This is a genomic window from Psychrobacter sp. Pi2-51 (assembly GCF_904846665.1).
GTDB lineage: Bacteria > Pseudomonadota > Gammaproteobacteria > Pseudomonadales > Moraxellaceae > Psychrobacter > Psychrobacter glaciei.
Genome location: NZ_CAJHBP010000012.1, coordinates 58,175 through 82,013 on the forward strand (window position 1 = coordinate 58,175; position 23,839 = coordinate 82,013).

At 43.8% G+C, this 23,839-nt stretch carries 19 protein-coding genes; 1 reads left to right on the plus strand and 18 read right to left on the minus strand.

What is annotated here, in order from left to right; genetic code table 11:
• Position 1 precedes the first annotated feature (1 nt).
• The 12 genes from JMY08_RS08280 to fmt form a co-directional block, all read right to left on the minus strand.
• Positions 2 to 871, minus strand: coding sequence for a fatty acid desaturase family protein (locus JMY08_RS08280; protein WP_201592816.1), 870 nt, complete (start codon positions 869 to 871; stop codon positions 2 to 4).
• Positions 872 to 1,565: 694 nt separating this feature from the next.
• A complete protein-coding gene (locus JMY08_RS08285; RefSeq protein WP_201592818.1) occupies positions 1,566 to 2,273 on the minus strand; it encodes an NMCC_0638 family (lipo)protein in 708 nt (235 codons plus the stop codon).
• 27 nt (positions 2,274 to 2,300) lie between these two features.
• Entirely contained in the window at positions 2,301 to 3,269 is a 969-nt protein-coding gene (locus tag JMY08_RS08290) for an epimerase (RefSeq protein WP_201592821.1), read from the minus strand.
• Positions 3,270 to 3,292: 23 nt separating this feature from the next.
• Entirely contained in the window at positions 3,293 to 3,793 is a 501-nt protein-coding gene (locus JMY08_RS08295) for a hypothetical protein (RefSeq protein WP_201592823.1), read from the minus strand.
• A 117-nt stretch (positions 3,794 to 3,910) separates the two neighbouring features.
• The gene (locus JMY08_RS08300) at positions 3,911 to 4,864 is read right to left on the minus strand and encodes a fatty acid desaturase family protein (RefSeq protein WP_201592825.1); all 954 of its coding nucleotides are present in this window, start codon (positions 4,862 to 4,864) and stop codon (positions 3,911 to 3,913) included.
• Positions 4,865 to 5,017: 153 nt separating this feature from the next.
• Positions 5,018 to 5,536 carry a GbsR/MarR family transcriptional regulator gene (locus tag JMY08_RS08305; RefSeq protein ID WP_010197184.1) on the minus strand — a complete coding sequence of 173 codons (519 nt, stop codon included), beginning with the start codon at positions 5,534 to 5,536 and terminating at the stop codon, positions 5,018 to 5,020.
• A gap of 116 nt (positions 5,537 to 5,652) precedes the next feature.
• Positions 5,653 to 6,282: an L-threonylcarbamoyladenylate synthase gene (locus tag JMY08_RS08310; RefSeq protein ID WP_201592826.1), complete on the minus strand. Its 630-nt coding sequence runs from the start codon at positions 6,280 to 6,282 to the stop codon at positions 5,653 to 5,655.
• A 293-nt stretch (positions 6,283 to 6,575) separates the two neighbouring features.
• Positions 6,576 to 7,811: a DNA-processing protein DprA gene (gene dprA / locus JMY08_RS08315; RefSeq protein ID WP_201592827.1), complete on the minus strand. Its 1,236-nt coding sequence runs from the start codon at positions 7,809 to 7,811 to the stop codon at positions 6,576 to 6,578.
• Positions 7,812 to 7,859: 48 nt separating this feature from the next.
• On the minus strand, positions 7,860 to 8,957 hold the full coding sequence (locus tag JMY08_RS08320; protein ID WP_227679639.1) for a LysM peptidoglycan-binding domain-containing protein: 1,098 nt from the start codon (positions 8,955 to 8,957) through the stop codon (positions 7,860 to 7,862).
• A gap of 348 nt (positions 8,958 to 9,305) precedes the next feature.
• Entirely contained in the window at positions 9,306 to 10,727 is a 1,422-nt protein-coding gene (thrC, locus tag JMY08_RS08325; RefSeq protein WP_201592829.1) for a threonine synthase, read from the minus strand.
• Between the two features lie 45 nt (positions 10,728 to 10,772).
• Positions 10,773 to 12,368, minus strand: coding sequence for a transcription antitermination factor NusB (locus JMY08_RS08330; RefSeq protein ID WP_201592830.1), 1,596 nt, complete (start codon positions 12,366 to 12,368; stop codon positions 10,773 to 10,775).
• Between the two features lie 66 nt (positions 12,369 to 12,434).
• Positions 12,435 to 13,526, minus strand: coding sequence for a methionyl-tRNA formyltransferase (gene fmt, locus JMY08_RS08335; protein WP_201592831.1), 1,092 nt, complete (start codon positions 13,524 to 13,526; stop codon positions 12,435 to 12,437).
• 417 nt (positions 13,527 to 13,943) lie between these two features.
• Here fmt and JMY08_RS08340 point away from each other — a divergent pair, with 417 nt between their 5' ends.
• On the plus strand, positions 13,944 to 16,760 hold the full coding sequence (locus tag JMY08_RS08340) for a response regulator (protein ID WP_201592832.1): 2,817 nt from the start codon (positions 13,944 to 13,946) through the stop codon (positions 16,758 to 16,760).
• Positions 16,761 to 16,853: 93 nt separating this feature from the next.
• Here JMY08_RS08340 and JMY08_RS08345 read toward each other — a convergent pair whose 3' ends face one another.
• The 6 genes from JMY08_RS08345 to yidD form a co-directional block, all read right to left on the minus strand.
• A complete protein-coding gene (locus JMY08_RS08345) occupies positions 16,854 to 17,528 on the minus strand; it encodes a riboflavin synthase (RefSeq protein WP_201592833.1) in 675 nt (224 codons plus the stop codon).
• Positions 17,529 to 17,971: 443 nt separating this feature from the next.
• Positions 17,972 to 19,042, minus strand: a complete 1,071-nt coding sequence (gene ribD / locus JMY08_RS08350; RefSeq protein WP_201592834.1) for a bifunctional diaminohydroxyphosphoribosylaminopyrimidine deaminase/5-amino-6-(5-phosphoribosylamino)uracil reductase RibD — start codon at positions 19,040 to 19,042, stop codon at positions 17,972 to 17,974.
• Between the two features lie 305 nt (positions 19,043 to 19,347).
• Positions 19,348 to 19,824: a transcriptional regulator NrdR gene (nrdR, locus tag JMY08_RS08355; protein ID WP_010197173.1), complete on the minus strand. Its 477-nt coding sequence runs from the start codon at positions 19,822 to 19,824 to the stop codon at positions 19,348 to 19,350.
• Positions 19,825 to 19,916: 92 nt separating this feature from the next.
• Positions 19,917 to 21,305: a tRNA uridine-5-carboxymethylaminomethyl(34) synthesis GTPase MnmE gene (mnmE, locus tag JMY08_RS08360; protein WP_201592837.1), complete on the minus strand. Its 1,389-nt coding sequence runs from the start codon at positions 21,303 to 21,305 to the stop codon at positions 19,917 to 19,919.
• Between the two features lie 262 nt (positions 21,306 to 21,567).
• Positions 21,568 to 23,265, minus strand: a complete 1,698-nt coding sequence (yidC, locus tag JMY08_RS08365) for a membrane protein insertase YidC (protein ID WP_189583885.1) — start codon at positions 23,263 to 23,265, stop codon at positions 21,568 to 21,570.
• A 219-nt stretch (positions 23,266 to 23,484) separates the two neighbouring features.
• Positions 23,485 to 23,826 carry a membrane protein insertion efficiency factor YidD gene (gene yidD, locus JMY08_RS08370; RefSeq protein WP_201592838.1) on the minus strand — a complete coding sequence of 114 codons (342 nt, stop codon included), beginning with the start codon at positions 23,824 to 23,826 and terminating at the stop codon, positions 23,485 to 23,487.
• Positions 23,827 to 23,839: the final 13 nt, after the last annotated feature.

The following is a 23,839-nucleotide window of genomic DNA, read 5'->3' on the forward strand; positions in this document are numbered from 1 at the left end:
CTTATGACTCCTTTATGAGTGATACCTCAGCATTAAGACTATTAGAATTTTTGTTCATGTTAACTACTGGATACTTATTGACTGGTGCTAAAAAAGGAATGACTGGTTGCTGCGTCCACTGTGGAGCGGTAGCATCTAAACGCTTAGCCAGTGCCGGTAAATGATTGGTCGGCACCGCTGGAAACAGATGATGCTCGATGTGATAAAGCAAGTTAAAGGTTAGCAAATTAATCAATGGATGACGCTCACTGCGGGCATATACCACCTCATCACAGCCATGATGGACGCTCCATACGGCAAAGAATCCCACCATCGTATTGGCCAATATCATCACCAATACGTGATACATCAATACGGGATGCATCGTGATAAAAGCGGTGGCAATCACTGCGAAAATAAGCAGCATATCAAAGCCAACGAGCATGCGATTGCGGCTACTACCATGCGTCAAACCAAACCACTGAATCATAATCGAAAAAATACCACCGCCTAATATCGCCTGATACCACGGCAGGCGTGCCCAGTTACCTTCGACATCGCTGTCTCCAAGCGGATCTCTATGATGATTGAGATGAGTGTGCCGAATGGCATGCGTACTACAAAGCATGGTGATACTCAGCATAAATAGCATGAGCTCTGTGGCGACCTTACTCACACCTAAAGTGCGGTGATAGCAATCATGGGCTTGTCTAAGTGCGGCAGTAAAAAAGAAAAACGTCGCAGCCAGCGCAAGTAGCCAAAACCCCTGCCACGCGCTCCACCATGACAATAATAAAAATGGTAACGATAAAAAGATATTGTAAACGGTCTCAGTGGGCTTGAGCTGACGCAAATCTTGCCATTCAATACTGGCTAACGAAGGATGACGCATGATGTTCTCCTTACTTAGTGATAAGCAGTAGCTGTCTTACTGGCGCGACCACTTGATTTAGTTATTTAGTGTTATTTATTTAATTTCTGTCAAAAGTGAAATATATGGATAAATTTTATTTGTGGCTAGGTAATATGAACCATCCTGTGATGATAGCGCTGACACCGCCATTACAGCAAAATAACATATCACTTGTCATAGAAGAATTTACAGAGCCATCCCCTATCATGAACCACACTACGAATGAAAACGTGCTCATAAAACCTATTATAAATAAGGGAATGACCTTCGCTACCGAATTAAAATATATTTTGAATTTAGAGACGATATAACCTGCCAATAATGCTGGTAGTAAACCTCCGAAAAAACCTAATAGGATAAATGCTGGGGCCACCTTGACGAAGAGTAGTGAGTCTCGTAGCGGGATGCCGATATCTATTGACAGTCCTATCGCTAGATATAAAAAGAGAATTAAACCTCCTACTACTCCGCCCAATAACCCATAGAGTCCTATTACATTACCCTTCGGATAGCTAGAGCTAGGTACAGTAACTGTAGCTCTACTCTCAATGTCACTCATAAACACCTCTACTATTGTTTCACATGAAACTTGAATTGCAAACGACAAATCAATTAAGTTTCACATGAAACATCACCTACGAAAAACTTAATCGTTCAATAACTAAAGCTATATTTATTCTTGAATCATAGATGCTGTAAATAAGGCCTGTACATCAGCATCGGCAGAGCTATCAGTAGTCAGCATGAATAGCATTTTTCTTTGCGCTCCTTGTTGGGCCCATTCATACGATAGCGTCGTTCTTTCTCCTGATATCGTTGTCTGTTTACTGTTATCTCTTTCATTAGAAGTTAATGGACTGGGTGCACTAGCAAACATATTGCTAAATTGTTTTTCAACTACTTGCGAATTTGCCTTATTCGCATATACGGCGCACATGTTTTTTTCTTCTATTAGTGTTAAAACAAAGGTTCCATGATCATCCGGCACTGACCAAGCAGAGCCACTATGACCTTTTAAAAACTGCTTTGCTTGCACATCCGTTAGTTGCGGTAGGTCTTTGAGCTTGTCACGCAATTCATCCAAGTTAGGTAAATACTTGGCACATGTTGTGCTATATATATTTAAGAACGATTCTGCCTGAGCAATTTGCATAGGACTGGTTGAACCAACACTACCTATTGTAGTCTGCCCTACTTCATTAACATTTTTATCTTCAATAGCAATGGCTTTAGATGTTTGAAGACTCCTTTCGTCTGCTAGATTATTGGCCTCTACTACAGATTCCTCGATACTACTCTCGCTATCATTTTTACCACAAGCTGATAAGGTAAAACCTGACAGCGTAGATATTAGAAGTAAACTGATTATTCTGTTGTTCATAATTATTCCTAAAGTCCATTCGGAAATTTACTTCTGCTCTTCTAACGCTTGCTTCAACGTTGGATGTTTAAACTTATAACCTGCGTCTTGTAATGCTTGCGGTAATACCTTTTGTCCATCAATCAGTAGCGTCGACATCTCACCAAACATCAGCTTGAGTAAGAAATTTGGCAAAGTAAAAAAGGTTGGACGGTGTAACCATGACCCAAGTGTTTTGGTGAAAGTATGATTATTTACAGGATTGGGTGCCGTTAGGTTATACACGACCGCTGTCGTATCATTTGTAGTCTGTAATGCATTATCATGTGTAGTGTTAGCATCACTATCGCCCTTACTAGCAAGATGCTGCTCAATAATGAATATCGCTGCCTCTACCCAGTCCTCACGGCTGATCCAACTCATGATCTGCTTGCCATCACCCAATTGTCCACCGACACCCATTTTAAATGGGGTTAATAACTTACCGAGCATCCCGCCCTCAGGATGAATCACCACACCTGTACGCACAATAGCCACAGGCACGCCATAATCGGTTGCTGTCAAAGCTAACTGCTCCCATTCATCACATAATCGATGAGCAAAATCGGTTTCAAAACCACTGCCTTCGGTAAGAGGTTTGTCACCTTGAGTCCCATACCAACCAATCGCAGAGCCGCTGACCATTAGCTTGGGCTTAATACTGGTGCGCTTAATAAATGCTAATAGGGACTCAGTAGGTTTAATACGGCTGGCGAGCAATTGCTCTTTGCGCTCATCGCTCCAGCGCGAGTCAGCGATACCTGCCCCTGCTAGGTTTAAAACAACCTCAAAGCTTTTATCCGAGCTCGCCAGCTCATCATAAGTCATCATTTCGATATCATTCGGATGTGCTTGGCTGCTATCACGCGTCAGCCAAGTAATATGCAGCGCTTTATCTTGGGCACGGTAACGCGCCATAATCTCATCGCTAAAGGCACTGCCTAAAAATCCTGAGCCACCACTGATTAAAATATTCATGTCCTATTCCTTATATTTTTCGCTTATCGTTTAGTAAAACTTAATTCGCTATAGTCATCGTCTTCTTTTTTAGCGCTTATATCAAAACGACTTTTACATGCTTTTGGTAAAGCAATGCAGCCAGCGATGGCTGAATTGATAGCGCCAAATAGTCCTATACCAATCATAAAGGCCAGTAGCACGCCAACCTCTATCAATGAGTTTATGCCTAAATATAGGGTGATTGCACCCATATAACCTGCTGATGTTACGAACCCAACTAAAAGTGTCGTTCGTAGACTCTTATGATCACCGCGCCATATATTCTTATAAGCGACAATAATGCCTGTTAATAAAGCAGGAATAAAACCAAGCAGACCGACATATAGCAATGGCTGATAACCTATCTGCGCAAAATCCGCATCCCTAAAAATAAACAATAAACCCAGTTCTGCAATCAACCCACCAACTATGCTGCCAAGCCCTGCAAACAAAATAATCACTGATAGGTAAGGGTAAGCACCTACATTATTATTCGTTTTCATGATATTTATCCTATTAACATTCGTCGTTAATTGAGTATAAATACGGCGTTGGCAAAGCCAATGAAACTACTGTGGATAATTGGTGGATAAGTATCTTGATTTTATTTAGCCTACCTATTAGGCAAAATGCTTACGAATAGGACACTCACTATCATTACTATTTTGAGATTTATTCTTTAATTTGTTCCAACGATGATTAATAAAATCTATGACGTTAGCCACACTCGGTAACACATGTGCTTTGGTCTGATGTGGCGCTGCTGCATCTAAACGCTTGGCAAGCTCAGGTAAATGATTGGATGGTACGGCAGGAAAGAGATGATGCTCTACGTGATATAACAAGTTAAAAGTTAGAAAATTGACCACTGTATTACGCTCGGTGCGAGCGATCGTCTCATCACAATCATGGTGTACGCCCCACACCGCAATGATGCCAACGCTAGCATTAGCCAACATCATGGTCAGTATGTGATACATCAATACTTGCGCTAACATGGTCAGAGCAGGAACAGCGACAGTAAATACGGTCAGTACGAGGGCAACCAAGATGACTAAAGCAATCAAGCCAAATTCTAGCCAAGCCAAGCTTTGATTGCGACGGCTGCTTAGACGCAGTCCTTGACGATAAATATCAAGCCGATAAGTTATCCCGCCGAGCAGTGCTTGCCACCATGACACTTTTGCTAGACTGCCTTCAATATCACTATCACCCAATGGGTCACGATGATGCGCCATGTGAGTAGCTCGAATGCTGTGCAAGCTAGTCATCAGTAGCACGCTAAGCAATAACAATATCGCAGTGGTCGTACGCTTACCTGTCCCTAAGCTATGATGATAGCCATCATGAGCTTGTCGAAATGCGGCAGCAAAAAATAAGTAAGAAGCCCCGCATGCTAAGACATACCATGATTGACTGGCAAACCACCAAGACAACAACAAAAATGGATAAGGCAAAATAACGTTATAAGCAATTTGAGCGCGCGTTAGTTGGCGCAAATCCTGCCACTCGACTGAAGCAATCGCGCTTTTAATGGTCTTCTCTTTATCAGCGTGTATTTTGTTTGCATTCATTTTGCACATCCATTTGTTGTTGCTGTTTCTTGCTGCTATTTTTACCGAAACTCGTATTACTCAAATTTAGTTATTCTTTATACTTATTACATAAGTTTCTGTTTAAACAGAAATATTTACTCAAATTTTTTATTTTAAATCGACAGCTTATTATTAACGCAAAACCTTTTTAATACTGGCGCCCAGTTTGAGGACTTTTTTGAGGATGCTTGTGGGCAGCTTAAGCATCTCAGATGACCAAGTGGTTAGAGTACTGACGAATTCTTGGGTATCACGGATACGTGACTTTACCTCATTATTTTCATGTTCAAATTCAGGGCTGTCCATGAGTTCTTGTAAAAACTGCACTGTTGGCTCAAGCTCACGCTTCTGACGCTCAACGACAATAATACGTGCCAACTCCCAAACATCGGTATTGGTCGTAAAGTGGTCACGACGGTCACCCAATATCGAAATCTTTTGTACCAAGCCCCAATGCTGCAACTCTTTAATACTGTTTGAAACGTTAGAGCGCGCGACGCCAAGTGTGTCAGTGATTTCTTCAGCATTTAGTGGCTTGCCAATGATAAATAATAACGCATGTATCTGTGACATGGTGCGATTAACGCCCCACTGCGAGCCCATCTCACCCCAATGTAAGATAAATTTTTCGGTCACAGGATTTAGTTTCATAAGAGCCATTCACTTAATTTTTTATACGATTAGATTAACTTATCTTGCGCTATTCTTTTATTTCTGTCAATAGTGAAATAAATATAAGTATCAATCTTTAAATAACTGTAATTTGTCTAGCGAATAATTAATCCTGTCGTTGCATCACGAATTTGACTAGGCAAGGTATAGCCTAGAGTATCAGCCTGCAAGTAGCTGATTTGCTCACCAAAATACCCATATGCATCAGTGAAAGTCATAGCAGGTAATTGCCCTGATGGATTACAACTTGTAGAAACCAATAGCCCAAAGGGGTTTTGAACGTCTACCAATTGTTGGCACAATTGACGAACCATAGGATGGGCAATGACTCTAACTGCCACTGTTTGATGCTGCCCCGTAATCCAAGAAGGTATCACTGTCGTTAAAGCCTGCGGAATGGGTAACAACCAAGTATGCGCTTGCTTGCATTGTAGCTCTATATTGTCACTATCTGCCTGCCAACTCTTGATAATTTGTTGGCGCTGACCGTCTTCTAAAGGCTCTAGTAAAGGCATTAAACGCTCGGCACTGTCAGTAACGACAATCATGCCTTTGGCTTGTGGCCGTTGTTTGATATTTAAAATGCGCTGAACGGCTATCTCGTCGTAAGCATCACAGCCGATACCCCAAACGCTTTCGGTGGGATAAGCAAGCAGCTGCCCTTCTTTTAGCCACGTAGCAGCTTGAACGACAGAATCAGTAGTAAAGGATGCGGATTTTTTCATGGCTTGAAGGCTTCGAAAAGGTAGGAGTTTAAGCATTAATAATAACATAAGAGAGAAGCTGACTAAGTGAGCCAAATTCAAATATAGTCAAGATATCCTAAAAACGCGACGGTATTGCTGATATCAATTTTTGTCACCTCTGTCTGCGCAGGCACAGCAAGCAAGAAAAACTGATATCAGCAGTGCGTGATGGTTCGATATTACTTTTCACTGACTATATTTATGAAATTGCACCGTATTCAATCACTTAAAATTAATAAGTAGAAAAACATAAAAGTAGAGAAAGTACGACTTTAAACGCGTAAATAACGCCCACCTTGCACGCTGATAACACCCAGTAACTCAAGCTCCATTAACTGCCCAATCAGCTGCGGTGGCGTAAGCTCGGTACTGACCAACAGCGCGTCTAAATCTTGTCCATGCCAGTCAAGCTGCTCATAGACCAGCGTTAAATGCTCAGGGACGACGATAACGCTGCTAGGAGATTTGATGTTAGACGGTGTCGGTTGGCTCGTCGCTGGCACAGAAGCTGTCTCTGCGGCATGAGAAGGTTGATGACTATCCGATAGCTTATGATTCTGTTGTGCTGGTCGATAGCCATTATTGTCATAATCCAGCTGACCATTTACGTCCTCGATCACTTGCTGCGGATGATAAATCAGCGTCGCGCCTTCACGTATCAAATGGTGACAGCCTTCAGCATTGCTATTGTCAATATGACTAGGAATCGCAAAAACTTGCTTGCCCTGCTCCGAGGTTAGGCGCGCGGTAATCAGTGAGCCGCTTTGAATCGTGGCTTCCGTCACTATGGTCGCCAAGCTTAATCCAGCAACCAAACGATTCCGGCGTGGAAAAGTATGCTTATGCGGCTGCGTGTGTGGTAACAGCTCGCTGATAATACAGCCACCTTGATCGATGATTTGAGTAAATAACTTATCATGATGATTGGGATAATTGACATCAATCCCTGTACCCATGACTCCAATCGTTCGACCTTGATACTCAGTATCTGTCTGAGCCAGCGCACCCAAATGCGCACGCTTATCTACCCCCATGGCAAGACCACTGGTGATGATATAACCAGCTTGCGCCAAATACTGTGCCATATCGAAAGTGATTTTTTGGGCATGGGCGGTGGGTTTTCGACTGCCGACGACAGCGATTTGTGCTTGATGCAGGCGTGCATGATTACCACGATAAAACAATAATGGCGGTGGATCATAGATTTGTAAGAGTTGGGCAGGATAATCAGGCTGATCAGAAAATAGCAGACCGTAGCGTCCCTCGTTGAGCGCTTGCTGAATTTTATCGATACTGGCTTGCGTGTGCTCTGGCTGTTCATGGCGGGCAAGATGCGTATGGTGAATACCCAACTGACGCCATGCTTCTGCTTTGGCTTGCCAAGCAAGCTCCGCCGCACCAAAAGAGGTAATAAGCTTATGATAAGCCGATAATGACGCATTCACCTCGGTCCACAGCGCCAATATTGCGCGCTGCTCGTCGGATAACACTGGAGAAACTGCCGTCATAATGGTCTGACTCGCATTTACGGATTCAACTGACTCAAGAATTCTGGCTTATAGATAAGGGGGAGGTAGTAATTGATCACCCACATTGAGCGGTAGCTCAGAATCAAGCACATAAGCGTAGCTGATATGGTCAAAAGTATTGAACACCATGACCATACCGCTCTGCTCACTAGGTAGACGTACAGAGGCATCATTATCTTTGGTATCGCGTACCAACGCCCCTTTTTGATAGACAGTCAATACATCCCCTGGTTTGGCGCCCTCTGCGCTGCCCAAATTAATCGCGACCACACTGCCCTTCGCCGCTGAACTGATTGAGTCCATGACACGGACAATCATACCGCCGCGGCTAACCGTTGCAGGCGTTGGGTAAAATACGGGCGGGATAGAGTTGTTTAACTCAACAAAAACGCGATCACCTTCACGGACTTCTTTGCCGTAGCTGTCGGTAAGTTGCAAACTGGTAACGCCATTGGTTTCTGTAGACGTAACCAATCCAGTCGCGACTTGGGTCACTTCAAGTCCGATGACTTGCTGAGTCTTTGGCTCGACATACATCTCACCTTCACGGTAGATACCATAACGCTGACCAACGATAAGCGGCACGCCTTTGGCATAGACTTTATCACCACTTGCAGTGATTAAGTTGCCTTTTTTAGACGCTAATATATAAGGTGTGGTATTAAAATCTGCTGGATTAACGATGATGGTTTTATCTAGCCAATGCTGGATAGCAGACCATGGAATAGGTGGAATGCTATTCGCCGTCGACGTGACTGTTACCGAGGTGGCAACTGCCGTACCGGTCAATTGCTTTTCAATCCCAGCACAGCCCTCACCCGTATCGACACCAATCAAAGTCTTACCTTGAATCACACATAAGATAAGAATGTCGTTAGGATAAATAAGATTGGGATTTTTGATTTGCTTATTGGTCGCCCAAATTTCTTTCCAGCGCCATGGACTGTCTAGATAGCGTCCTGAGATGTCCCACAATGTATCGCCTTTTTTGACCGTATAGCGGTTGGGCGCATCCGCTTTGATGGTGGGCGGTGGATTGTTAGCGTGGGCAGCATTCATTAGCATCGCACTACTAAATGTCGTGATCAACAGGGCTTTTGCTATCGTTTTTAAGCTCATCTTCATTGTTATATCCACAATATGTACCGCTGTTGTCGCCACAATCAATACTATTTAGACCCTTGATTTAATCTTAATCCTTGAGCATTATTAAAATTAATGACAAGTAATTAAGAGCATAAAAGAGCTTAACAGTACGGTTATCATAACGCCTATAGGGCAGCTGTTCAGTGTAATTGGCTGGTGTGATTGCTAAAAAAGCGTCTAGCAAAATGATGAGTCGCCGACGCTGTTTCCAATATTACAATTATATCTACCATAACACAATCATAAACACTTTATTACAATGGCGTAACTTTTATGTGGACGCTTGTTTAATGGTTAAACAAAGCTAATAACAAGTTCAGCGTTAATTCAGGCTGGATTTGGCCTGACATGCTGACGAATTTGCTCAGCGACTTGCTCAGCGTCATTATCTAGCACCACCACGTGCTGTGGTAAGCTCTCCAAGCCTTCAGTATGCGCTGGGCGAGCGATGTCTATTGGCCCAATCGCTTCAACGATCGTGTCAGCAAATTTGACGGGTAACGCTGTTTCCGCACAGACAATGATTTCACCGTCTAACTGTAGCTCTTTGGCGACCTTGATGCCGTCAGCAGTATGCGGATCAACCAATTCACCATGCTGCTCATAAAGCGCTTTAATGGTTTGCAAGCGGTCGTTATGGGTAGACTTGCCAGCAGCAAAACCGTAACGGCTATTGACCGCATCCATCAAGTCAGATAAGTCAAAACCTTGACCAGATTTCACCCCTTCAAACAACTCATGAACGCGCGCGCTGTCTTTCTCTAATAGCAGATAAACAAAACGCTCAAAGTTAGAGGCTTTTGAGATATCCATGGATGGGCTTGAGGTGATATAGGTTTTTTCAGTCGGACGCGGCTGATAAGCGCCTTGGTTAAAGAAGTCATTTAGCACATCGTTTTCATTGGTAGCGACAATCAAACGATCAATTGGCAGTCCCATTTCACGAGCGATGTGACCGGCACAGATATTACCGAAGTTACCTGACGGTACGCTAAAGCTGACTTTTTCGTCGTTATTGGCAGTCACGGCAAAATAGGCTTTAAAGTAATAAACGATTTGCGCAAGGATACGACCCCAGTTGATAGAGTTTACCGTGCCTAGGTTATAAGCCGCTTTGAACTCAGCATCTTGCTGCAATGCCTTGACGATATCTTGGCAATCATCAAACATACCCTCGATAGCGATATTATGGATATTATCGTCAGTCAAGCTATACATTTGCGCGCGCTGGAATTCGCTCATTTTGCCATGCGGTGACAGCATAAAGACTTCAATATTGTCTTTACCACGTAGCGCATATTCTGCCGCACTACCCGTGTCACCACTGGTTGCGCCGATGATAGTAATACGCGCATCTTTTTTCTTAAGCACGTATTCAAAGGCATTGCCCAAAAACTGCATGGCCACATCTTTAAATGCCAATGTCGGACCGTTTGATAATCCTAGAATATATAAGTTATCTTCAAGCTTACGGACAGGAACAATCTCTTCACTACCAAATACTTCTGCGGTATAAGTACGCTCAATGAGGTCTTGCAAATCAGCCACAGGAATATCTGTCGCAAAACGCTGCATAATCGCCATCGCAAGCTGTGGGTAGCTAAGCGTACGCCATTCATCGAGTACAGCGCTATCGATATTCGGATAATGCTCAGGCAACATCAACCCACCATCTGGTGCAAGACCCATTAATAGTACATCACTAAAATCCATCGGCGCTGTCTGACCACGGGTACTGATATATTTCATTAGATTGTCCTGTCTATAATGAGGTTATTCAATATTAAAAACGGTTTATTCAGCAGTTTTATGAAGCAAGGCGTAATAAAACCCATCACCGCTTGCGCTATCAATCGGCAAGCACTGACGACCAATTGCTTGTTCGATACCCCAACTGCATTCCTCAGTAAACTCAATCGCTACTGCATCATTATGATGAGTGATAAAGTCCTGCATTTGCTCGACGTTTTCTTGCTTTAAGATAGAACATGTCACGTACAGCAGATAACCACCAGCTTTGAGTTGTGGCCATAAGTTATGCAAGATGTCTGCTTGTAGCAGTGCCGTTTGCTCGATGTCTTCTTCGGTACGCAGGATACTGATATCAGGATGACGACGAATCACGCCTGTCGCGGTACAAGGAGAATCCAATAATATCGCATCAAATACCGGCTCATTTGTTGCCGCTTTTTTATTCTTGCCATGCTGCCATCTGGTTGCATCTGCACAGACAATATTAAGTGCAACACTTTTCTCTGCTTGCTGCAAATCATGCTGACTCAGATTTAGGCGCTGTAAATTCTCGCGAATACGCTCGATACGTGGTGCTTCGTTATCGATAGCTGTCACCTTGATATTAGCTGTCTCAGGCGACGTTTCCGCATCATCTTGTTTCACGTGAAACAATGATGCTTCGTCATTAGCGCTTATAAGTTCTAACCAGTGAGCCAGCTTGCCACCAGGTGCCGCACATGCATCTAAAATGTGTAGCTCATTATTACTTTCATCAATGTCGCTATCAGTATCGTTAGCACTGTTATTTTCAGCGCTAAGCTTAGCCATCAATGCTTTATTAATAATTGGTGCAGCTAACTGGGCATGCATGTCTTGGACGCTAGCAACCCCTAAAGCAAACTCAGGCAAAGCGTTAACGGCAGTGCTTTGATGCAGCCGGAGACCTTTGGTTAATAGCGTTGTAGGAGTGGCAGACTCTGGCGAATTCGCTACCTTAAAACCAGTCGTTAGCTCAACGATGTCTGCATCAATTTCTGCCCCATCCAACGCATGCTGATAATCCTCTACCGAAGTAACCGCCGAGTTTACTCGTAAAAACATCGGTGCTGGTTGGCGCAAGCCTTGTGTCAGCTCATCATACTGCTCGCTCCAATCTTGCTTAAGCTGATAAGCGAGCCAATTCGGTAGGCTGTGTTTTTTATCGCACTTCTTACGAAATTTGCTTGGATTCTTGGCGACTTTACGCAAAATAGCATTCACCAAACCAGTCGAATGAGCGAACTCAATCTCTTTCGCCGCTTCAACGGTTTCATGAATCGCCGCATGATCAGCCACCTCTAAATACAGCAACTGTACTAAGCCTACTTGAATGGTGGTACGCACTTCCACTTCATCGATAGGGTTGTCTGCTAAAGTATCGAGCAAACGTGCCAGCGCATGCCATTGGCGCAATGTCGTGAGCAATAGCGCATGGGCAAAGCCTTTGTCGCCATCGTGTAGACTATTCAATAATGGATCAAGGACGCTTGAGAGCGACTGACCGTTTTGAATAGCGAGCAAAGTACGAATCACGCGCACGCGCACACTGCCATTCATGATAAGGTTGCTTGATGGTTTGAGCTTATTGTTTCTTGGCGCAGTGCTGGTTTGTCTCATTAAATTTTATTTCCTTGACGTATGGTCGATAGCGTCTTGTGCAAGTAGGTTAAATATAAGTAAAAGCTATTTTGATTCTGCCATAAATTGATCGCCATCATTTAGCTGATTGCCATGGCAAATTTGTTCAGCAGTCATCGGCTTACCACCGGCAAACTGTAAGTGAGTAATGGCTAAAGTAGTGGCTAATGATTCAGCTTCGCTCTCTTTGCCACAAGCGACTAAAATCGCTTTGCGTCCGATACTGATAACAGTGCCAACAGACTCATTGGTTTGCTGCGATGCATTCACAGGCAAGCTAGCCAATACTTTGACACGTTGCCCGGCCAAGAAAGTATAAGCACCCGGCCAGGGGGTCAGTCCACGAATTTTTCGTTCAATCTCAGTAGCGGATTGCGTCCAGTCGATTTCGCCTTCAGTTTTGACCAGCTTTTCAGCATAGTTGGCTTGGCTGTCATCTTGAGATACAGCCTGTTTTTGGTAATGTACCAAGTCTTGTAGCACAGTGCCAATGGCCGTCGAACCAAGCTCAGCCATCTTATCATGCAAACTGGCGGCCGTATCAGTAGGCTCAATACTGGCGCTGACTTTATAAAGCATGTCGCCCGTATCAAGGCCTTTGTCCATCTGCATAATAGTAATGCCTGTCTCATCATCTCCGGCCAAGAGTGCACGATGAATCGGTGCAGCACCGCGCCAGCGTGGTAATAATGAAGCGTGAATATTTAGGCAACCATAAGTAGGCGTGTCCAATACACCAATAGGCAATATCAAGCCATAAGCGGCGACAATCATCACGTCTGGCTGATAAGTACGCAAGGTCTGCCGCGCCGCCATGCCTTCGGTGCTAGATTTTTTAAAGGTGAGCGGTTGCTCTACAGCGATATCATTGGCTAATGCCACTTGCTTGACAGCAGAAGCTGAGAGTTTTTGTCCGCGACCTGCTTTGCGATCAGGCTGAGTGTACACCGCGACAATCTCTATATTCAGGGATTCTTGTTGGCGAATCAAAGCCTCTAGGCTAATCGCTGCAAACTCAGGCGTCCCCGCAAATACTAGCCTTAAAGGGCTAGTACCCTGCTGAGCACCAAGAATGGGATTTTGCTGAGGTTTAGTAGAATCCATAGACAGATCAGAGGCGGAAGCAATTGTGTTCATAGTCATGCATTATAATATATGATTGATATGCCCATTATAGGTGAGTTTACGACGTTGTGCCATGATTGTAATAGTGTCAATCCAGCGTTACTAATAAGCCCATTTATCTTTATAATAGCAATAAAGCCCATCACGATCTCTTTTTAACACCCTCTTATGAAGAGGTTTATATATAGGAAGTCTTTGTATTTGTACTACGGGAACTCATTATTGACACGTAGTGAATTTTTTATTCAATGATCTCTCGCTTGTCGCTTGTCGCTTGTCACTAGTAACACTAGGGCGTGTCATCACTTATAGTGAGCTAAACGACTTATCAACATAGAACAGACCCATAACAAGTGTCGCGCATTTATCAGATTGGTGACAGACTCATCATAATTGTATTTTATCGTTCCGATATAGGGTCAGGCTTTCATGCAACAGTTTCAGTCTTTACAGCGTTTGCTGCTCTTTTATACAGTGACACTGCTGGCCATGTTGTCACTGTATTACTTCGCGCAGTTTGATGACCTAAACACGCATAATCATCAGCAGAGTATAGACACGTTTGAGTCATTGCAGCATGCCGTTACTGAACACGCAGAACCTCTAAACTCTGACCTTCAAGAAATATTGACCGAGCCTTCTTTTGCAGGTGTTAGTTATCAGATTATTTCTATGATGCCATCTGGGCAGACTCATATTCATCGCTATGTCCGTCCTAATGAGAGTGCATTTGCCACCGTCACCTTCCCTAATGTCCTTACTTCACTGCCTTCTGATAGCAATAATTATAGTGCCTATAAGCTCAACTCTAGTAATTTAACAGGAACCATTGAGCTTGAGAGTGGTCACAAACTCTATATCATATTACGCCACAAACCACTTGAGATAGACTGGATATCTTATCGCTATTGGCTACCGCTAATGACGGCGATTATGTTCTTCATCATGGCGTTACTCTATACATTAAATCGCCAAAGTAACTGGCAACAGCTGATAGCTTATACCGATAATTTAAGTAGCAAGGCAAAAGACGCTTATCTGCCGCCACCGTTTATTAACAAAAATTCTACGGCTGAGTTTTTGCGCCTAGGTCATGCGCTCAGTCGTATCAGTTACCAACTCCATAGTAACCACCGACGTATACAAACCCTGCAACATCGTCTTGAGCGTTTGGTTGAGCAAGCACCGCTACCGATGGTCATGATCATGCGTCACGGTCAGATCAGCTTTTTTAATCAACGTTTTGAGCAGATATTTGCCACCCCATTTCAAAGCGATACCAACTATCAATTGACGGATTTTGTCTCGGCTGACGATGAACCCACCCAGCTACTACTACAAAAACTCTCTAACTTGTATGTCACCCGTACTCTAAACGTTCACGGTCTAGAGAATCAACAAGCCTATCAGTTGCACATTACCCCTTGGTTTGGTGAGCACGGACAAGTGCATGGCTTTACAGTGCTGCTTAATAATGTCAATGAAATCATCCATCAGAACGCGCATCTACAACAACAAAACCAACAGCTGCAAGGAAAAATCGACGAATTTAATGGGCTCAAACCCGCTATATATCATGAGTTGCATAGACCACTAGAGACTATAATCGACACTCTTGAAGCCATGAATCCCGAGACTTTTTCTGTACAGCAGAATGCGGTGTTACAGACGCTAATGAGGTCGAGCGACTCTATGTTAACGAAGCTCAATGACATGCTGGGTGTAGGAGAGTTCGACGTCAAGAAAACCCGTCTTAGGATTGAGTCTGTCGACATCTACAAACTGGGACAACATGTTAATGACTTAGTCACAGATGATACTCGGCGACAAGGGCTCGAGCTGCATTACTTTTTTGCCCCCAGCTGCCCGCGTTATATTAGTACGGATCACAAACGCTTGTGCCAAATTTTACTAAATTTATTAGACAGTACCATCACATCCACTCTTGCGGGCTCTGTTTCTCTAACGATTGAAGCAATTACCGACAACCCTTTACCACCAGCCACCAAGAATGAGCCACTGGCTATCCGCGAAGACAGCACAACAAAAAATCCGCATAACTGGGTGAAGTTTGGCCTACAAAGTACTGGGACGAGCAACCCATCGCAGCAGCAAACGCAGCATTTTACTTATATCAATCAAGCAAACAACCCAGCCAACTATCCTGTACAGCAGCCTTCTATTGAAGCAATTTTAGAACTCAATACGGCGAACAGTTTTGCACAATTATTGGGCGGCTTTATTGAGTCAAATAGCACCGCCGATGAAGGTATCAGCATTGATCTATACCTGCCTTGTCATCGTCCAAACTATCAGCCAGTCTATCGTTTTCATGAACAATTGACTCATATTCATCTGGTTGCAGTGATGAATCAAACGCTGGGTGCGGAACATTTGCAACGTTTGTGCGACTATCTATCCATACCAGCTACTATTCATACCTCGATCAATAGTGCGACCATTAGGCAGTTAGCGAAACAGCTCTCCGAGAATGCGCAAACACTGGCACCCATTCTGCTACTAGATTATGAATATTATGAGAGCAACACTATCGTATTTCCTAAACCAGCAGAAGGAGACGATAAAACAATCAGTCATAACCGGCGTAAGGCCTTAAGCCAATTACTGGCCACTATCTCAATGCCTAAAATACTGCTGAGCATGAAGCCTGAGCGCCGTATCTCCTCTGTACTGTTAGATCAATGTGATGGTTTTTTGGCCAAACCTTTAGACAGTGCTTTATTGTTATCTGAGCTGCTGCGCTTAACCCTTCCAGCCAGACAGACATTCGCACCAATCCAAAAAGTGAATAAAGAAAATGGCGCACTGGTAACAGAGACAGATAACGTGATCACAGATACTGTCAACGATGAGATCGCAGCGCCGCTTATTTTAGTAGTAGAAGACAGTCCGACCAATCAAAAAATAGCTTGTAAGATATTAACCAAGCTTGGCTATCGTACTGTGGTCGCAGAAGACGGCCAGCAGGCGTTAAGTCAATTGCAAGCGCAGCATAAAGAGATTGCGCTTATTTTGATGGACTGCCGAATGCCGGTTATGGACGGCTTACAAGCGACTCAGGCCATTCGTGCACAAGGAAATGACATTCCTATTGTGGCGCTGACGGCAAACAATTCGACAGAGGATCGTGACGCTTGCTTTGCCGTAGGGATGGATGAGTTTTTGACCAAGCCTATCAATAAAAATAAGCTACAAACAGTGTTACAGAGCCTTATTAAAAATTAAGGCGTGCCCTCATTTTTATCATTATCAAAATGAGGGCACGCCTTAGTTAATATAAATAATATGCTGAAAAACCCTACTTACTCTTTTTACTTACTATCTCATAAAGCCATTATCAGCCAAGAAAGTCTCAGTGATATTACTTGGTGTATTGTGCGCTGTCTTACTGTCAGTTTGTGACTTGGTTAACAGCCGCTCCAAATAGCGCGCGACGATATCCACTTCAACATTAACCTTATCACCTACCAGCCAATGCTGAGCAATATTGGTGACTTGTGCGGTGTGCGGGATGATATTTAACGAGACGATATTATCGCGTACCAAGTTCGTAGTGAGGCTAATACCATCAAGGGTAATAGAACCTTTGGTGGCTGTATAATGCGCCAACTCTTGCGGTATTTCGATCTCAATATAGATAGAACGCGCGTCTTTTTGCAACTTACGCACGACGCCGACACCATCCACATGACCTGCGACAATGTGGCCGCCAAAACGTGTGGTTGGCAACATCGCCTTCTCTAAATTAACGATATGACCTGGCTTTAAATCTTCTAACGCTGTATGCGCAATTGTTTCACGTGAGACATCAACCGAGTAATGATTGCTGCCAAAATCCACAACCGTCAAACAAATACCATTAGAAGCAATAGAGTCACCCAGTTTCACATCACTGAAATCTAAACCATCAGACTCTATCGTCAAGCGTATATCACCACCCGTAGACTGCATGGATTTAACCTTTCCGACACTTTCTATAATTCCGGTAAACATATCAACCTCATTTCATTATTATATTGTCGTCATAGACAACGTATTAACATTTATCAATATTAATAGCAACGTTTGCTTGCCTTAACTTTTAAGTGAAACACACAGCTTTTAAGTGAAACACACCTATTTTAAGCGTAATAGGGGATAAGTTGTGGATAAGTCATAGTAAATCAACCCTTATGTTATTAAAAACCTGTATTTTCACCAAGTTATCCACAGAAAATCAGAGTCGGCATAGAAACCTAAAAACTTTCACAATAAACCATAAAGCATTGATTTTTATACGTATATATTAATATTATTCACAAAAACGGACTCTTCCGTTTCATGTGAAACAAAGTTATACACAGTTCCATGTGAAACCATAAATAGATTTACTAATTTATCCACATTCCGCACACATCTAACGCATATTGTGAGCAGGCCAGTGAGAGACAACCGAGTTATAAAGGCAATAAGGTCAGTTTAAGATCAGCGCCAACTTGTTCATAACTATCGATATCAAAACGCAGCTGCTGCGCCAACGATAGTGGATTAAAGTCAACCATTGGGCGAGCCTGTGCTCCTAATAAACAAGGCGCTTGATAAACAATAAGCTCGTCGACCAGCTGCTGGGCTAGAAAGCTGCCTGCCACGCTCGCACCAGCTTCAACCAATACTTCATAACACTGATACTCGCTGACTAAATTCCTTAATAATGACATTAAGTTATCTTCATGCCAATATAGTGTTTCAGGACGGCGGCATAACTGATAATCAGACTGTAAGCTGTGCGCTAAGCGCTGACGCCTATCGAGTACGACAACTTTGGGAGCGGGAACTTGCTCAGATAGTACGCCCAATTGAGTTGAGCGTACATTTAATTGAGGATTATCAGCGATAACGGTTTCGCTACCCGTGATAATCGCCCCACTACGGGCTCGCAGATTTTGCACATCCTCGCGGGCAGCGGCACCTGTAATCCACTTTGACTCCCCTGTCGCCATCGCGGTACGACCGTCAAGACTGGTGGCAATCTTAAGGCGGACATAAGGCATCTGAGTGCGCATTGCTTTCAAAAATCCGCGATTTAAGGCCTCTGCTTGCTGCGTTAATACACCAATAGTGACGTCAATACCTGCCTCTTCTAGTAAACGTACACCGCGTCCAGCGACTTGTGGATTGGGATCTAGACCTGCAATCACCACTCGCTTAACGTCCGCAGCAATCAGCGCAAGCGCACAAGGTGGCGTACGTCCTGTATGACTACAGGGCTCCAAGGTTACATAAGCAGTTGCCCCTACTGCTCGCATACCTGCTTCTTTCAGGGCAAACACCTCGGCATGTGGCTCCCCTGCTTTCGGATGAAAGCCTTGACCGACAATAGACTCTGCCTGAACAATAACGCATCCTACCGCTGGATTGGGCCTCGTAGTATAGAGACCTCGCTTACCCTGCTCGATAGCAAGCATCATAAAATACTGGTCTTGAGCATTTTGTTCATGGTTTGAAAGTTGATGGTTTGAGAGCGTCATAAAGAGGTCACACTTAATAAGAAAGTAGCTCATAAAGACTAGGGTCTGTTGAATATTCAAATGTGGAACTGGCAGTGGCTGTTTTTTAGACAATACGCAGTGAAATTTTTGACGCCTAGTCGTTTTAGGGTAGACAATTTCGCCATGTATTGGCAAAAAATAGCCCTGCCCTGAAAGGCTGATGCTAAAATCACCCCAAACGTTGTTGTAAACCTAGCTAAGGTCTCGACATTATCTAGGTTTACAACAACGTTTGGGGTGATTTTAGCGATCAGCAGTCCTAATATTTGAATGTTCAACAGACCCTACTTAACGTTATCGTCAGTTTTTTCGGTGGGGCGGATGTTAGCGATTTCTTGATGAAAAGCATCAATGTCTTGAAAGTCACGGTAAACACTGGCAAAGCGTACATAAGCGACATCATCAAGCGTTTTAAGCTCGCTCATGATAATCTCGCCCAAGACCTTGCTGCTAATTTCACGCTCACCCATTTGCCGTACGCGCTTCTCTATCCGGCTAATCATTGCCTCTTGCTCATCAATCGTGATCGGACGCTTTTGTAGCGGCAAAAGTATAGAGCGGCGCAGCTTTTCATTGTCGTAAGGCTCAATTTTACCGCTTGATTTGATAATTCTTGGCATTACCACTTCTACCATCTCAAACGTGGTAAAACGCTCTTGGCAACTATTACAGGAACGGCGGCGACGAACTTGCGCACCTTCTGCCGCCAGCCGTGAATCAATTACCTTGGTCTCTGACGCATTACAATACGGGCAATGCATACTACTTTCCTTGTCTTAATATTAAAGGCGGCAACATCGACGATTTAATCGCGCGGCTCAACAAAGCCATTAATTATGCTGGCTTAAAAAAGCTACTTGCCAATACAAAAGCTGCCAAAAATTTTACCCAGTAGATCATCGGCACTGAACTCACCAGTAATCTCAGCCAAGCTTTGCTGAGCTTGACGTAAGCTTTCAGCCACCAACTCACCTGCCTGAAAGACGGTTAATTGTTCGTGTGCTTCTGCCAAATAGTCTGCTGTGCGTCTGAGTGCATCTAAATGCCGCGTACGGGCAATGAGACTGTTTTCGGGCGGATGGAAACCCACTTTAGCACACAACGCTTCGACCAATGTATCGATACCAGCGCCTGTTTCACATGAAACATTAACTTGTTCATAACCACGATTCTTTATTTCAATCTGTGAAGCGGACATGGCATCCTCGTCACTCAAACCGTTTAATAAATCGCTTTTATTGGCAATAATCAATAATCGCTTAGCCTCTGGTAGCTTGCCAAATAACTGCTCAGCCAGCTGTAGTGGCGTACTTTCTTCTTCAAGGTCGCGAGTCACGTCGTAGACCATCATTAACATATCAGCTTGCGTAATAGCGGTACGCGCGCGCTCAATGCCAATACGCTCTACGGTGTCTTCCGTATCACGTAGCCCTGCCGTATCAGTTAGGTGCAGCGTCAAACCATTCAGTACCACGGTCTCTTGTAGCGTATCGCGTGTCGTACCTGCGACATCAGTGACGATAGCGCGCTCTTGTCCTGCTAGACGGTTCAGCAAGCTCGATTTACCAGCATTTGGTCTGCCTGCCAATACCACGTGAATACCATCACGTAATAGCTGACCTTGTGTTGCGGTCGACAGTACTTGCTGTATCTTGTGTTGCGTGTTCTCAAGATTGGTTTGTATAACGCCATCAGATAAAAAATCAACATCTTCTTCATCAGGGAAATCAATGGCGGCTTCAACATGTAAACGCAGATGAATAAGCTGCTCAAGCAATTCATTAATTTTTTGTGAAAACTCACCACTTAGCGAGCGTATAGCACTACTGGCAGCCGCGGCACTGGTCGCATCAATCGCATCAGCGATAGCCTCTGCCTGTACCAAATCCAGCTTATCGTTGTCAAAAGCGCGGTAAGAAAACTCCCCTGCACTGGCTTGTTTTGCACCCAATTCAAACACTCGTGCTAGCAGCTGATTTTGCAAAATCATGCCGCCATGCCCTTGCAGCTCAATCACATCTTCGCCAGTAAATGAGTGCGGCCCCTTAAAGTACAACACTAAGCCTTCATCAATGGTCGTGCCATCCTCTTGATAAAAACGGCAAAAGCTGGCCATACGCGGAACAAAAACAGCCTTACCAGTGAGCTGACAGGCAATGTCATAAGCACGCGCACCTGACAGACGAATAACCCCAACACCACCGCGCCCAAGCGGTGTGGCAATTGCAGCAATGGTGGCCAATCCAGATGATTTATGATTTTTAGAGGAATCAGGCTTTTCAGATGAACCAAGTGCTAATGTCACTTCGACAGAATTCACGCTTACTCTCAATAGATAAAAACCCCATTATAGACGGCTAAAAGCATGCTGACAAAGCAATCTTTACATAGCGGGATTTTGCGCTTTTTAGCGCGTACCAATATAAGCAAATACTAGGTTTGACGTATAAAAAAACCACCGCTTATGCGATGGTTTTTTTATTATAGAGCTAACTACTTGTCGATTAGTCGAGCACTTTAACCGTACGGCGCTTTTGCTCTTCGTCAACTTTCTTATTAACGATATATTGCTGAGTCATACTAAACAAGTTGTTCACTGTCCAGTATAAAACCAGACCCGCTGGGAAGAACAGCATGAATGCAGTAAAGATAATCGGTAAGAATTTCATTACCTTTGCTTGCATTGGGTCAGCGGGCTGCGGATTTAGCTGTTGCTGTACAAACATCGATGCGCCCATTAGCAATGGCAAAATAAACCATGGATCCATCGCTGATAGATCTTGAATCCATAGGATCCACGGGGCATGACGCAACTCAACACTTTCAACCAGTACCCAATATAGTGCTAAGAAAATCGGCATTTGCATCAAGATAGGTAGACAACCCGCCATCGGATTGACTTTCTCTTCTTTATAGATCGCCATCATTTCTTGCGACATCTTCATGCGATCATCGCCATGCTCTTCTTTGAGCACTTTAAGTCGCGGTGCGATGGCACGCATCTTCGCCATTGAGTAGTAGCTCTTGTTTGAGAACCACATGAGAGCAATTTTAACCAAGATAGTCAGTACAATAATTGACCAACCCCAGTTGCCAATTACCTTATGGATGCCGTCCAAGATAGCAAATAAGATCTTCGATATTGGCCATAACAGACCATAATCGACCGTTTTGTTCAAGCCAACTGCCACATCTTTAAGCTCAGACTGTACTTTCGGCCCAGCATATAACGTTGCATTTAGTGTGACTTGCTTGTTCGGTGCAACATTAACTGGCTGACTGTTAAAGCCGATAAAATACTCATCAGCAGTTTCACGACTGAAGAACTTACCCGTGAAATTTTCAGGCGTCCATGCAGAGACAAAATAATGCTGCACGATGCCGACCCAGCCTTTATCACTGGTTGTCGTTAACTCACCATCACTAAAGTTACCGAACTTCAACTTATTATAAGGATCATCAGGTGTGCCCCAAGCGCCGCCCAAATACGTCGCCATGCTTAGCGCGCCTTTATCAGACATCCCAGGATCTTTACTATCATCACGTTTTAACTGCGCAAACATCTGTCCTTGCCACGCTGCGGCAGAGGCATTTTGAATTTGATAACTGATATCAATCGGATATTTGTCTTGCGTAAAGGTAAAGGTCTTGGTAATCGTCACGCCATCTTTTTTATAAGTAAGCGGTACAGACAACGTTTGTTGCCCTTTTTCCATTACATAGTTATTAGCAGTATGGCTATAATTGGCACGACCTTCTGCAGTATCAATACCGTCTTGACCAATCAGACCAGACTGAGCCACGTAAACGCGATTGCTATTATTTTCTAATAGTACAAAAGGCGTCTCGCTATCGAGCGTCGCGTCATACTGCTTGAGAGCAGCATAAACGATATCACCGCCTTCTGGATTGATTTTTATATCATAGCGATCGGTAGTAACTGTAATCAAACCAGCATCTTTCGCCGGAGTAGCCGTCACAGTGCCGTTAACAGCAGTCGCGTTATCCACAGGTAGTGTCTGTACCGGAATATCACCTGCTGCGCCAGTCGTAGATGGAATGTCAGCACCTACTGACGTTGCAGCTTCTGGTACCGTGTCTACAGCTGGTGCATCGGCATAATCATCTCGCCATGCCAAAATCAGCAGATAAGCGGTGATTAGCATCGCAATGATGATCATCACCCGAAATATCTTTTGCATAAACCTTTCCTAGATTAAAAAATTAGGGAATGAAAAATTAGGGCATGTGTCATGAACACAAAGCACCGTTATCTATTATCGCCATGACAACAGTATTGGCAGTCATTTACATAAAATGTGCATCATTTTACTAAAAATCCACCTCGAATGATACCAAGAGTGTGGATAACTTGTGGGTAACTCTGAAGACCTAACAAAACAGCCAGTCGAGCACCTATTCTATGTGGTCTTCAGCAAATAGTTTAAGCGGCTCACATAACTCTTATCGTCTCGATACACCCCAAAGCCAGAGTTTTTGGCGTTGCCCAACTTAGTAGAGGGCAAATACTGGTAATTATAAAACGCTAAGGGCAGAGGCACAAAATCAATACCATGGCCACCTAATGGGTGACAGCGCCCAATGCGTTTTAACAACAGCCAACTGCCTCTTCGCACTCCATGCCACGCTAAAGCTTGTTTGCCATAATTAGAACAGGTTGGATAATAGCGACAACGGGCAGGGATGATTGGACTTATGATTTTCTGATAAATGACGATAGTGTAATAAAAAAAACGATACAATAAAAATTTTAAT